Origin of the sequence: Nocardia sp. NPDC051833, assembly GCF_040681225.1 — a bacterium.
Lineage (GTDB): Bacteria > Actinomycetota > Actinomycetes > Mycobacteriales > Mycobacteriaceae > Nocardia.
Genome location: NZ_JBFAYK010000003.1, coordinates 683,957 through 696,865, shown reverse-complemented (window position 1 = coordinate 696,865; position 12,909 = coordinate 683,957). Strand labels below are relative to the sequence as shown.

Genomic DNA, 12,909 nt, shown 5'->3' with positions numbered 1-12,909 from the left:
TTTGGAACCGCAACGGCGCCCCGGTGGGCGCAGCGCCCGAGTACGGGAGGCCGTCCTCGACGCGACGACAGCCGAGCTCGCCGAGCACGGCTACCAGGGCCTGACCGTCGACGCCGTCGCGCAGCGGGCCGGGGTGCACAAGACCACCGTCTACCGGCGCTGGCGCAGCCCCGAGGGACTGGTCGCCGACGCGCTCGACCTGGCCGCGGGCCGATCGTGGGCCATCCCGGACACCGGCACCCTCACCGGCGATCTGCGCGCCCTCACCGAGCTCGTGCGCACCGGGTTCACCGACCCCGAATCAGGTCCGGTGGCAACGGCTTTCGTGACCGCGGGCCTGCAACATCCCGCGGCGGCCGAGGCCCTGCGGACCTTCTACGCGGCACGGCACGCCGAGGCCGCGGTGATCGTCGACCGCGCGATCGCGCGCGGCGAACTCGGCCCCGAGGTAGCCGGAACCGAGGTCGTCCGGTTCGCGGTGGCGCCGCTGTTCCACCGGTTGTTCGTCACCCACGAGCCCGTGACGACCGCGCACGCGCACCAGGCCGCCGATGCGGCGATCGCGCTCGCCCGCGCGGGATTGCTGACCGGCGAGCAGGCACCCTGATCCCGTAGCCGGGCTGCTGACGACGAAAAAGGGCGCCGCCGAACTGATTTCGGCGGGACCCTCTGTCGAGTTCGTCAGTCCTCGTACGCGTCCAGCGGCGGGCAGGAGCAGACCAGGTTGCGGTCGCCGAACGCACCGTCGATGCGACGAACCGGGGGCCACACCTTGGGGCGGGTGTGCCCGATGCCGCGCGGGTAGACCGCGACCTCACGGCTGTACGGGTGGTCCCACTCGCCGACCAGGCTCGCCGCGGTGTGCGGTGCGCCGCGCAGCGGGTTGTCGGTCACCGGCCACACCCCGGCGCCGACCTGGTCGATCTCGCCGCGGATGGCGATCATGGCCGCGATGAACTCGTCGAGTTCCTCGAGGTTCTCGCTCTCGGTGGGCTCCACCATCAGGGTGCCCGCCACCGGGAAACTCATGGTGGGCGCGTGGAAGCCGTAGTCGGCCAGGCGCTTGGCCACGTCGTCGACGGTGACGCCGGTCTGCTTGGTGATCTCGCGCAGGTCGAGGATGCACTCGTGCGCGACCATGCCGTTCTCGCCGGTGTAGAGCACCGGGAAGTAGGCGTCGAGACGGCGGGCGATGTAGTTGGCCGAGGCGATCGCGGTCAGCGTCGCCGCGCGCAGGCCGTCGGCGCCCATCATCCGGATGTAGGCCCAGGTGATCGGCAGGATCGAGGCCGACCCGTAGTTCGCCGCCGACACCGCGTGCGAGCCCGTCTCGCGCGGGTCACCGGGCAGGTACCGGGTCAGATGCGCGCGCACCGCGACCGGGCCGACGCCGGGACCGCCGCCACCGTGCGGAATGCAGAAGGTCTTGTGCAGGTTCAGGTGACTGACATCGCCACCGAAGCGGCCCGGACGCGCCAGGCCGACCAGGGCGTTGAGGTTCGCGCCGTCGACGTAGACCTGACCGCCCGCGTCGTGCACGAGCGCGCACAGCTCGGCCACCTCGTGCTCGTACACGCCGTGCGTGGACGGGTAGGTGATCATGATGCAGGCCAGCCGGTCGGCGTGGTCGGCGATCTTGGCGCGCAGGTCGTCGAGGTCGACGTCACCGTTCTCGCGGCACTTCACGACCTCGACCCGCATGCCGACCATGGCCGCCGAGGCCGCGTTGGTGCCGTGCGCGCTGGACGGGATCAGGCAGGTGTCGCGGTGGTCGTCGCCGCGATCGAGGTGGTAGCGGCGGATCGCGAGCAGGCCCGCGTACTCGCCCTGGCTGCCGGCGTTGGGCTGCAGGCTCACCGCGTCGTAGCCGGTGATCTCCGCGAGCCACTGCTCGAGGTCGCCGATCAGCTTCAGGATGCCGGGCACGTCCTCGGTGGGCGCGAACGGGTGCAAGCGGGCGAAGCCGGGCCAGGTGATGGCTTCCATCTCGGCGGTCGCGTTGAGCTTCATGGTGCAGGAACCGAGCGGAATCATGCTGCGGTCCAGCGCGATGTCCTTGTCCGACAGCGAACGCAGGTAGCGCAGCATGGCGGTCTCGGTGTGGTGACGGGTGAAGGCCGGATGCGTCAGGTAGTCCGAGGTGCGGGTCTCGATCGCAGCGGGCTCGGCGCCCGCGCTCGCGTCGGGAGCCTGTGCGGTGCCGAAGGATTCGACGACGGCGGCCACGTGCGCGTCGGTGGTGGCCTCGTCGCAGGCGATCGCGACATGGTCGGCGTCGACCAGGCGCAGGTTGATGCCCTGCGACTTCGCCTTGGCGACAACGGCTTCCGCGCCACCGGGGACGTGCGCCAGGACGGTGTCGAAGAAGGTGTCGTGCACCAGCGCCGCACCGATGCCCGACGCCACGGCCGCCGCGTGCGCGTGCACCCGGCGGGCGATGGCGCGCAGCCCGTTCGCACCGTGGTAGCTGGCGTACATGGCGGCCACGATGGCCAGCAGGACCTGCGCGGTACAGATGTTGGAGGTGGCCTTCTCGCGGCGGATGTGCTGCTCGCGCGTCTGCAGGGCCAGGCGGTAGGCGGGCGCGCCGTCGGCGTCGACCGACACGCCGACCAGCCGGCCCGGCAGCTGCCGGGCGAAGGCGGTGCGCACCGCGAGGTAGCCGGCGTGCGGGCCGCCGAAGCCCATCGGCACGCCGAAGCGCTGGGTGGTGCCGAAGCACACGTCGGCGCCCTGCTCACCGGGCGGGGTGATCAACGTCAGCGCGAGCAGGTCGGCGCCCGCGGCGACCAGCGCACCGCGCTCGTGGGCGGCGGCGCACAGCGCGGTCCAGTCGACGATCCGGCCGGACGCGCCGGGAGTCTGCACGATGACGCCGAAGAACTCGCCCTCGGGCAGCACGCCGGTGGACAGGTCGGCCTCGACGAGCTCGATGCCCAGCGGCTCGGCCCTGGTCCCGATGATGGTCTTGGTCTGCGGGAACAGATCGGCGTCGAGCAGCAGCCGGTTCGACTTCGACTTGCCCGCGCGGCGCAGCAGCGTCATCGCCTCGGCGGCGGCCGTGGCCTCGTCGAGCATGGAGGCGTTGGCGACGTCCATGCCGGTCAGATCCGACACCATGGTCTGGAAATTGAGCAGCGCCTCGAGCCTGCCCTGGCTGATCTCGGGCTGGTACGGGGTGTAGGCGGTGTACCAGGCCGGGTTCTCCAGCAGGTTGCGCACCAGCACCGGCGGGGTCAGCGTGTCGTAGTAGCCCAGGCCGATCATCGAGGTGGCGACGGTGTTGGAGTGCGCCAGCGCGGCCAGTTCGGCGAGGACCTCGTGCTCGGTGGCGGGCGCGGGCAGCGCGCCGAGGCCGGACTCGTCGAGGATGGTCGCGGGCAGCGCCGTGGTCGCGAGCGCGTCGAGGGACTCGACGCCGACGGTCGCGAGGATCCGGGCGAGTTCGTCGGAATCGGGTCCGATGTGGCGGTCGGCGAACGAACGGGTCACGGCAGCTCCAAGGTCGGGCGGGTCGACCAGGTGGTCGACGGGTACCAGCCCTCCCCCTCTGTCGTGGCGCCTGAGAGATTCGGTGACGCGACCGCGGACGGCCGTGCCCCTTTCCCCGTGGGCGGGCAGCCTGCAGCCACCGCTTTCCAGAGGCGTCGAATCACCGTGCGGTCCCTGTTGCCTGAGAGATTGACGGGGAGGTGCTGCTCCTTCGGCGCCCGGACTCTCACGACTCCGGGACTCTCCCGCACGGCGGCGACGCGTCATCAAGTCTAGATGCAGCAAACCCCCGGCCGCGCCACCTGGGGCACGCCGGGGGTGTAGTGCTCGTCACTACCCGGTCTTACGGTTCTCCCGCACCTTGCGGCGGAAGGACAGTTCGTCCTCGGGTCGATCGGTGATCTCGGTGGCCCGTTCGGCCGGGAAGTCGGCGATCGCCCCGGTCAGTTCCCGCATGGCGCCGCTGACCGCGATCCCGAAGACACCCTGCCCGCCCTGCAGTAAATCGACGACCTCCTCGGGCGAGGTGCACTCGTACACCGTGGTCCCGTCGGAGAACAGCGTGATCCCGGCCAGATCCTGCACGCCGCGGCTGCGCAGGTGATCGACGGCGATCCGGATGTTCTGTAAAGAGACGCCCGCGTCCAGCAGTCGCTTCACGATCTTGAGGACCAGGATGTCCTTGAACGAGTACAGCCGCTGACTGCCCGACCCGGCGGCGCCACGGATCGACGGTACGACCAGCCCGGTGCGGGCCCAGTAGTCGAGTTGCCGGTAGGTGATGCCCGCGACCTGACACGCGCTCGGCACCCGGTAGCCGACGAGATCATCCGGAACCGAGTCGTCCGGGAACAAGCCAGGCTGCACCACATCCTGCGATTGCTCTTCCACTGACCACTCCTTGCTCTGCCGACGTTCTCGAGTACCGGAGTCACGACGGATGTTGCCCGACTTTCGAGGTTACTCCTGCCATTGTCGGACCTGCACTGTTGTCGCACCAAGCACCGCGCGCGGCGATTCCCTCGACCTCTACTTCAGGTCTAGAAGATCGTGATGTGAATCAGCTGTCCGTGGCCTTGAAGTCGTCGGGCGAGACGGACTCGAGGAACTCCTTGAACTTCTCCACCTCGTCCTCGCGCTCGTCGGGCATCACCAGCCCGGCCTCGGCCAGGACCGGCTCCTCGGCGAAGATCGGGCAGCCGACGCGCAGCGCGATGGCCACCGAGTCCGAGGGCCGGGCCGAGACCCGCAGGTCGCCGTCGAAGACCAGATCGGCGTAGAAGGTGCCCTCCTGCAGATCGACGATCCGCACTTCCTTGAGGGTGTGCCCGAGTTCGGTGATCAGAATCTTGATCAAATCGTGAGTGAGCGGGCGGATCGGCGTGACCCCCTCCTGCTCGAGCACGATCGCGGTCGCCTCGGCCTGCCCGATCCAGATCGGCAGGTAGCGCTCGCCCGCCGCTTCCCGCAGCAGCAGCACGGGCTGGTTCTGTGGCTGCTCGACACGGATGCCGATGACGCGCATCTCGCTCATGAGTTCTTGCCTCCCATACTCGCCGCCGGCCGGCAGGACCGCTGCCCAGCTCGCCGTAACCACGAGTCTAGGCGAATTCCGGGCGGTGCAACGCGGACGCCCGAGCCGAAATCGGCGTGTTGCCGGGGTGATACCCGATCCGGTGGCCGGGTGTGTCAGTTGCCGAGCGCGGCCCGCACGGCCGCCTTCACCAGCGCCGCGTGCAGGTTCAGCGACAGGGCCGCCAGTTCGCGGACGGTCTCCTCGGCGCGGGCACGCGCGTCGGCGTCACGGCTCTTGGCGATCGGCGCGGCGATCTGGGCGACGAGGGCCGCTTCCCGATCGGCGGCCAGCTTGAACGCGCGCAGATGCCGGGCCTCCAGGCCGAATTCGGCCATCGATTTGGCCGCGTGCGCCAGCGTCACCGCGTCGGATTCGAAGAAGCCGCCCGCGCCGGGGACGATGAGTCCGGCGCGCAGCAGGTCGTCGAGGAAACGGTCGTCGATGCCCGCCTTGGCGAGCAGATCGGCCCGGGTGAGCCGGACCCCGACGTCGAAGCGCAATTCGTCCGGCGTGATCTCGCCGGGGACGACGCCGAGCCGACGGGGCGGGGCCGGACTGGCCTCGCCGTCGGTCTCCGCGCGCGCGGCGCCGGACCGCGACTGCCCGGCCTCCGCGGCACTGTGGTGGGAGTGCGCCCTGGCACGCGCTTCACGCACGCCCAGGGTCGCCGCACCGCTGTCGATCGCTTCGAGCTGCTCCTTGATCACCTTCAGCGGCAGGTACTGATCGCGTTGCGCGGTCAGGACGAACCGCAGCCGCTCGTAGTCGGCCACCGAGAACCGCCGGTACCCCGACGGCGTTCGTTCCGGCCGGATCAGGCCCTCGGATTCGAGGAACCGGATCTTCGAGATGGTGATGTCAGGAAAATCTGGTCGCAGCAGGTCGAGCACGGAGCCGATCGACATTCCTCCGCGCGCCCACTGCGCCGCCCCCGTCACAGCACTGCGCCCAGCACGGACACCAGCACCGTAGGGGTCATCGCGACCCCGCGCCCGACGCCGACTCGTTCGCCTGCGCGCGCGGACCGGTCAGGAAGACCAGCCGGAACTTGCCGATCTGGACCTCGTCGCCGTTCTGCAGCTCCGAGGAGTCCACCGGCTCCCGGTTGACGTAGGTGCCGTTGAGGCTGCCCACATCGACGACCTGGAACGAGTCGTCGTCCTGACGGAACTCCGCGTGCCGGCGGCTGACGGTGACGTCGTCGAGAAAGATGTCACTGTCGGGATGGCGACCGGCCGAGGTGGTCGGCTGATCCAGCAGGAAGCGCGAGCCCGCGTTCGGGCCGCGCTTGACCACCAGGAGAGCCGCGCCGACCGGCAGGCCCTCGACGCCCTGCACCGGCTGTTCGCCGGTCGGCTCTCCGGAGCGCGACGCGTCGACCTCGTTGAGGAAGTCCGCGCGGAAGACCGACGTCGTCTCGGCCGCGGTCTCCCCGTAACCCGGGTCCCTGTTCTCGCTCACCGTTTCTCTCCTCCTCGAACCTGATTATCCATGCAAGCAGGTGCTGTATTCGGCGACACGACCGGCGCGATCACATCGCCAGGAAAAAGATCCCGGCGTCGATTCCCCGACGTATCCGCTTGGCTTTGACCGTACCCTGCCGGGGCGTACCCGTGCAGGGAGAACTGTGAAGGCTTGCTCAGCCCCCGATAACTCCTTGATAACCCGCCGCATCCAGCAGTTCACCCAGTGCGGAATCGAGCGTTGCCGCGTCGTCGAAGGCGAGCTCGAACAGCCAGCCCTCGTCGTACGGATCGGTGTTCAGCGTCTCCGGTGCCGAGACCAGATCCTCGTTCACCGCAACGACTTTGCCGCCCAGCGGGGCGTAGATGTCGGACACGCTCTTGGTCGACTCGACCTCGGCGATGCTCTCGCCGGCGGTCACGTCCTTGTCGACGTCGGGCAGCTGGACGAACACGACGTCACCCAGCTGTGACTGGGCGTAGTCGGTGATGCCGACACGAACCGCCGTGGGGCCGGTCCGCCGCACCCATTCGTGCTCTTCGGTGTAGCGCAGATCCTCGGGGGTCCGGGTCACTGGACGTCCTTTCGTCGTCAACGTTGCACGCAAGAGTATCGACTAGCTCCCGCGGTGCGGCACAGGCGGTATCGATCGCGCGACCGCGACCGCCAGCCCCGCGTAGAGCACCCCGGTCCAGACGTAGAGCGCGGTGCCCCAGATCAGCAGTGCCCAGCCGAAGGCCCACCCGAAACCCGCCCCTGCCCAGTCCATCTCCCCGGTGAGCAGCCACGGCAGGGCCGACATCAGCGCGAAGGTGGCCGCCTTGCCCAGGTAGATCACCTCGGGCGCGGGCAGGTCACGGCGCTTGTATACCGACAGGGTCACGGTGAGTACCAGATCGCGACCGATCAGGATCACGGCGATCCACCACGGGATCAGCCCGCGTGCGACGAACGCCACGAGCGTCGTCACGAGGTATAACCGATCGACCAGTGGATCGAGCAGCGCGCCGAGCCGGGAGGACTGGTCGAGCAGGCGGGCGAGTTTGCCGTCGAGGAAATCGGTGACACCGCTGGCGATCAGCAGGGTGAACGCCCAGCCGTCGGCATGGCGGACCAGCATCAACCACAGGAATATCGGGATACCGATCAGCCGGAGCAGGCTCAGCACATTGGGCACGGTCAGGATGCGGTCGCTGAACACGCCACCGGTTTCGGTGTCGTTGATGCCCGGCGGTCCCGATTCGGTTGCCACGCCCCTGCATACCGCACGAACCCCCGCTCGCGCCATCCGGCCACGCCGAAAACCTTCGGGCGTGTCCGGTTGCCACGCGGTCGCGATGCCCACCGTCCCCCGACCCGCTAGCCTGGGCGGTTGTGTCCGACAGTGGTCCAGATCTGCGCTCCTACGTTTCCGCCGAGGACGCCCGTGCGCGCGGCCGCGCCGCCCGGCAGCGCGTGCCGTTCGACGCGGCCGACCGGGTCGTCGAGAGCCCCAACCGGCCGACGGTGCTCGAGTTCGTCGAGGCGAGCAACGAGGGCCGGATCGACCGGCTGATCCCGCTGCGGATCGGCCGGATGACCGCGTCGCCGTTCACCTTCTTCCGCGGCGCCGCCGGGTTGATGGCGGCCGACCTGGCCGCCGGCCCCGACAGCGGGCTGCCCGCCCAGATCTGCGGCGACGCGCACGCCGCCAATTTCGGCCTCTACGGCACCCAGCGCGGCGAGATCGTGATGGATATCAACGACTTCGACGAGACCGTGCTCGGGCCCTGGGAATGGGACCTGCGGCGGCTGGCCGCCAGCCTGGTGCTGGCCGGGCGCGAGAGCGGCGCCGCCGAGGACGACTGCGTGCGCGCCGCGCGCGACGCCGCCCGCTTCTACCGGCAGACCGCGGGCGAGCTCGCCGAGATGCCGTTCATGCAGTCCTGGACCGCGCTGCCCGACGAGTCGATCCTGGGCTCGGCCAAGGCCGACGACCTGATCGACGACTTCAAGAAGGCCGCCAAGAAGGCCCGCAAGAACACCAGCGCCAAGGTCGTGGCGAAGTGGACCGAGCACCTCGACGATCACGAGACCGGCATCCGCAAGCACCGCTTCGTCAGCGACCCGCCGATCCTGACCCCGGTCGACGCGCCGGTCACCGACGCCGTGATCGACGGCCTCGAGCGCTACGCGAGCACCATCCGCGAGTCCCGTCGCGCCCTGCTCGCCCGCTTCGCGGTCTCGGATGTGGCCTTCCGGATCGTCGGCACCGGCAGCGTCGGCCTGCACAGCTATGTGGCGCTGCTGCACGGCAACGACGGCGAGTCGCTGGTGCTACAGGTCAAGCAGGCCAGGCCGTCCGCGCTGGCCCCGTTCCTGCCGCCGGTCGCGCCGCGCCACGAGGGCGAGCGCATCGTGGCGGGCGCGCGCAGCGTGCAGTCCGAGACCGACATCCTGCTCGGCTGGACCACCGTCGACCTGGACGAGCCGCTGCCGTTCGTGGTGCGCCAGTTCCGCAATCTCAAGGGCAGCATCGACCCGGCCGGGCTCTCGGCCGACGACCTCGACGACTACGGCAGGCTCGCGGGCGCGCTGCTGGCGCGGGCGCACTCGCGTTCGCTGGACCCGCGCACCCTGGCCGGCTACCTCGAAGCCGACGACGACGCGTTCGAGGAGGCCGTGGCCGCCTACGCGGTACGTTATGCCGATCGGACCGAGGCCGACCACGCCGAACTGGTCGCCGCCGTAGCGGCGGGCAAGATCGCCGCCGAACCGAGCTGAACACCACCCGGCGTCCTGCCGGGCATCCACCGGTTGTCGAGCTACGATGTACGCCAACGGTTCTCGGCCCGCGGCGCCAACGACCCAGAAGGGCGGACTCCATGCTCGTGCGCGTGCAGAATGCGGCAGGCACCGATGCCGAGCTCGCACTCATCGATTGGCTGCGCACGTGGAAGGACCCGTCGAGCCCGCACGGCGTCGCCACGATCAACTGCGGCCTGTTCCACAATGACCGGCTGCACCAGCTCGACGCGGTGGTGTGGACACCGACCAGCTGCGTGATCATCGAGGCCGAGACCTTCGCGGTGCCGCAGGACGGGGTGCTGGAGATCCCGCTCAACGGTCCGTGGATGGTCTCCGGCGAGCTCGCCCAGTTCACCGGCGGCGAGAAGTCGACACCGCTGGAGCGCTCGCGGGAACACACCTTCGCCCTGCAGGACTATCTCGCCGCACGCGGGCTCGGGCAGCGGGCCGTGCACGGGCTCGGCGTCATCGTGCCGCAGCCGGGCGCGCAGATCGACGTGCACCAGGGCTGGAACGATCCGAGTTTCGACGTGATCGTCACCGACGATCCGCACCGGCTCGAGCAGTACTTCGAGATGCTGGCCGCCAAGGAACACAACCTCTGGACGGCCAACGACATCGCCATCGCCTTCCGCGGCCTGGGCATCCTGCCCTTCCTGCCCGCGCCGCAGGACCTGCTCAACGAGGGTTTCCTCGGCCCGATCGATGTGACGCTGTGGCACGGTGGCCCCACCCAGGCCCAGGCCGAGCAGTACGCCGAGGAGCAGGCCCAGCTCGAGCGCGAACTGGCCTCGCGCGGCCTGGTGGCCCCCTGGTACAGCCCGTGGAAGCTCTACCCGCGGGTCGACGGCGACCTGGACTTCGGTCGCGCGTTCCTGCGGATCACCCTGGCGATCGGCATGATCGTGGCGATCGCGTGGGTGCTGTGGTTCGTGGTGACCGCGGTGCTCACCTACGGCCCCGCCTGAGACGTCACCCGCGGCGGCTATCGTCGCGTCGGTGATCGACCACGTTCCCCCGCGCAGCACCGTCGTCCGCGCGACGGCCATCGGGGCAGGCGCGGCGCTCACCGCCGCGCTGCCGCTGACCTTCCCCGCCGACGGCGGACCGTCCGGACTGGACGCGGCCGTCGCCGACCCGATCACCGCGGCGGTCTCCCCCGGCCTGGCACAGGTGCTGGTCGCGCCGAGCAACGCGCCGGTCGTGCTGGTGCTGCTGCTGGCGGCGGTGGGCTGGTTCGCGGTGCGGCGCCGATGGTGGGCGGCGGTCACCATGCTCGTGGTCCCCGAGCTCGCGCTGGTGATCAACACCGTGGTGCTGAAACCGCTGTGGGACAGGCGGATGCACGACTACCTCGCCTACCCGAGCGGCCACACGGTCCATATGGTTGCTGTCGCAACGACTTTCGCGTGCCTGGTGACCACTCTCACAGCGCGGGTCGTGATCGCAACGCTCACCGTGCTCGCGCTCGCCGCGATCGTGCCCGGCATGGTCGTGCTCGGCTACCACCGCCCCACCGATGTGCTCGGTGGGGCGGCAGCGGCGGCGTCGCTGGCCCTTGCCCTGTGCCTGTTCGCGGAGCGACTGCGCCCCGGAACGCGCTAGCTCCGGTCGAAAACGCCGGCGTCGTGCAGCATTTCGGCGCGCAGCATGGTCTCCGGCACGCCCATCGCCTCGACCAGCGTCAGCGCGTCCGGGCGCAACCGGTCGACGAGTTCGTTCACGCCGCGGCGCACCGCCTTGGCCCGCTCCACCGACATGAACCGGTGCATGATGTACCAGGACAGGTTCTCCTCCAGCGTGGCGTACACGTAGAGGTCGCAGACGGTTTCGGCGAGCGCCTTGGCGTCGGGGTCGTCGATGGCGGCGATCCCGTCGACGAACTCCTCGAGCACCAGCCGGTCGATGTGCGCGGCGCCGGCGGCGAGGATGTGGTCCTGGGCGTTGTTGAACGCTTCGAACGGGCCGGTGTCGGCGGCCCTGGCCCGCAGCCGGTGCGCGGCGGTCCGCAGCAGGTAGTCCTCGCGGTCGGCGAACAGCTGCAGCTGCACCGAGCGCTTGGACAGGTCGCCCTCGTCGACGGATTCGTCGGAACGATCGCGCAGGGTCTGGATCAGCTGACGCACCCCGGAGCGCTTGCGCACCACGTCACCGGCCATGGTGGCGGCGAACTTCACCCAGCCCAGCGCGTCGAGATCGCGGACCTCGTCGGAGTAGGCGGTGAGCAGTTCCTTGGCGACGAGCTGGGTGAGGACGACGTTGTCGCCTTCGAAGGTGGTGAACACGTCGGTGTCGGCCTTGAGCGTGACGAGGCGGTTCTCGGTGAGATATCCCGCACCGCCGCAGGCTTCGCGACATTCCTGGATGGCCCTGGTGGCGTGCCGGGTCTGGGCGACCTTGAAACCGGCGGCGCGCTTCTCCAGCGCGCGCTGGGCGCCCGGTTCGGTGTCGCGGCCGCTCTGGATGAGGTCCATCCGGCGGACCAGGTCGTTCTGGGCGAAGGCCAGCGCGAAGGACTTGGCGACCAGCGGCAGCAGCCTGCGCTGGTGGCTGCGGTAGTCCAGCAGCAGCGTTTCCGCGCCGGTGTCGGGGTCGGCGAACTGGCGCCGGGCCAGCGCGTAGCGCACCGCGATGCTCAGCGCCACCCGCGCGCCCGCCGCGGCCGCGCCGCCGACGCTCACCCGGCCGCGCACCAGCGTGCCCAGCGTGGTGAAGAAGCGGCGGCTCGGGTTCTCGATCTCCGAGGAGTACGTGCCGTCGGGCTCGACGTCGGCATAGCGGTTGAGCAGGTTCTCCCGGGGCACCCGAACCTGGTCGAACACGATCCGGCCGTTGTCGACGCCGGGCAGCCCGCCCTTGAGGCCGTCGTCGTAGGTGGTCACGCCGGGCAGGTCGGCGCCGAGCTCGTCGCGGATGGGGACCAGCAGGCAGTGCACGCCCTGGTTCTCGCCGCCGGTGATCAGCTGGGCGAACACGGCGGCCATGCGGGCGTGCGCCGCCGCACCGCCGATGTAGTCCTTGCGCGCCGACGGGGTCGGGGTGTTGATCACGAATTCCTGGGTGGCCGGGTCGTAGGTGGCCGTGGTCTCCAGGTTGGCGACGTCGCTGCCGTGGCCGGACTCGGTCATCGCGAAGCAGCCGAGCAGGTCGAGGGAGATCAGCCGCTTGATGTAGTCGCGGTGCCGTTCGGTGCCGAGATTCTCCACGGCGCCGCCGAACAGGCCCCACTGCACACCGGATTTCACCCACAGCGACAGGTCGGCGTAGGCCAGCATCTCCAGGCCCGTCACCGCGCCGCCGGGGTCGCCGGTCCCGCCGTTCTCGGAGCGGAAGCCGCGCTCGGGATACCCCATGGTCGCGATGACCCGCATCTGGTCGAGGACGCGCGCCCTGGCGGCGTGGATGTCGAGTTCGGGATCGCCGGTGAAGCGGTCGTCGGCGAGTTGGACTCGTGCCTGGTCCCGGACCGCGCGCCACGGTCCGTCCAGCGCTGCGCGGAGATGTTCTGCCGTCGTCGAGTTGCCGGTAGCCATACTTCGACCATAATCCGTGCACGCGGCCCGGCGGCGGATTCGCGTTCTCCCTCACAT

Annotated in this window: 12 protein-coding genes and 1 riboswitch; of the genes, 4 read left to right on the top strand and 8 right to left on the bottom strand. The window is 70.0% G+C overall.

The window, feature by feature from the left end:
- Position 1 precedes the first annotated feature (1 nt).
- On the top strand, positions 2 to 607 hold the full coding sequence (locus AB0L91_RS27855) for a TetR/AcrR family transcriptional regulator (RefSeq protein ID WP_365015103.1): 606 nt from the start codon (positions 2 to 4) through the stop codon (positions 605 to 607).
- 74 nt (positions 608 to 681) lie between these two features.
- Here AB0L91_RS27855 and gcvP read toward each other — a convergent pair whose 3' ends face one another.
- The 7 genes from gcvP to AB0L91_RS27820 form a co-directional block, all read right to left on the bottom strand.
- A complete protein-coding gene (gene gcvP / locus AB0L91_RS27850) occupies positions 682 to 3,492 on the bottom strand; it encodes an aminomethyl-transferring glycine dehydrogenase (protein WP_365015100.1) in 2,811 nt (936 codons plus the stop codon).
- A gap of 158 nt (positions 3,493 to 3,650) precedes the next feature.
- Positions 3,651 to 3,750: riboswitch (glycine riboswitch) on the bottom strand.
- Between the two features lie 75 nt (positions 3,751 to 3,825).
- Complete coding sequence (locus tag AB0L91_RS27845; RefSeq protein ID WP_355278472.1) at positions 3,826 to 4,383, bottom strand: MerR family transcriptional regulator; 558 nt, start codon at positions 4,381 to 4,383, stop codon at positions 3,826 to 3,828.
- A gap of 169 nt (positions 4,384 to 4,552) precedes the next feature.
- On the bottom strand, positions 4,553 to 5,026 hold the full coding sequence (locus AB0L91_RS27840; protein ID WP_019046780.1) for a bifunctional nuclease family protein: 474 nt from the start codon (positions 5,024 to 5,026) through the stop codon (positions 4,553 to 4,555).
- A 155-nt stretch (positions 5,027 to 5,181) separates the two neighbouring features.
- Positions 5,182 to 5,973, bottom strand: a complete 792-nt coding sequence (locus tag AB0L91_RS27835; RefSeq protein WP_355278475.1) for a MerR family transcriptional regulator — start codon at positions 5,971 to 5,973, stop codon at positions 5,182 to 5,184.
- 70 nt (positions 5,974 to 6,043) lie between these two features.
- On the bottom strand, positions 6,044 to 6,529 hold the full coding sequence (locus AB0L91_RS27830; protein ID WP_110041099.1) for an FHA domain-containing protein: 486 nt from the start codon (positions 6,527 to 6,529) through the stop codon (positions 6,044 to 6,046).
- Positions 6,530 to 6,707: 178 nt separating this feature from the next.
- The gene (gene gcvH / locus AB0L91_RS27825) at positions 6,708 to 7,106 is read right to left on the bottom strand and encodes a glycine cleavage system protein GcvH (protein WP_355278478.1); all 399 of its coding nucleotides are present in this window, start codon (positions 7,104 to 7,106) and stop codon (positions 6,708 to 6,710) included.
- 42 nt (positions 7,107 to 7,148) lie between these two features.
- Entirely contained in the window at positions 7,149 to 7,784 is a 636-nt protein-coding gene (locus tag AB0L91_RS27820) for a CDP-alcohol phosphatidyltransferase family protein (protein ID WP_355278481.1), read from the bottom strand.
- 122 nt (positions 7,785 to 7,906) lie between these two features.
- On the opposite strand from AB0L91_RS27820, the gene AB0L91_RS27815 reads away from it, so the two are divergent.
- From AB0L91_RS27815 to AB0L91_RS27805, 3 genes are all read left to right on the top strand, one after another.
- The gene (locus AB0L91_RS27815) at positions 7,907 to 9,295 is read left to right on the top strand and encodes a DUF2252 domain-containing protein (protein WP_365015095.1); all 1,389 of its coding nucleotides are present in this window, start codon (positions 7,907 to 7,909) and stop codon (positions 9,293 to 9,295) included.
- A gap of 113 nt (positions 9,296 to 9,408) precedes the next feature.
- On the top strand, positions 9,409 to 10,287 hold the full coding sequence (locus tag AB0L91_RS27810) for a nuclease-related domain-containing protein (RefSeq protein WP_355278486.1): 879 nt from the start codon (positions 9,409 to 9,411) through the stop codon (positions 10,285 to 10,287).
- 31 nt (positions 10,288 to 10,318) lie between these two features.
- Positions 10,319 to 10,924: a phosphatase PAP2 family protein gene (locus tag AB0L91_RS27805; RefSeq protein ID WP_365015092.1), complete on the top strand. Its 606-nt coding sequence runs from the start codon at positions 10,319 to 10,321 to the stop codon at positions 10,922 to 10,924.
- Here AB0L91_RS27805 and AB0L91_RS27800 read toward each other — a convergent pair.
- Positions 10,921 to 12,852, bottom strand: a complete 1,932-nt coding sequence (locus AB0L91_RS27800; protein WP_365015089.1) for an acyl-CoA dehydrogenase — start codon at positions 12,850 to 12,852, stop codon at positions 10,921 to 10,923. The genes AB0L91_RS27805 and AB0L91_RS27800 overlap by 4 nt on opposite strands.
- Between the last annotated feature and the right edge of the window lie 57 nt (positions 12,853 to 12,909).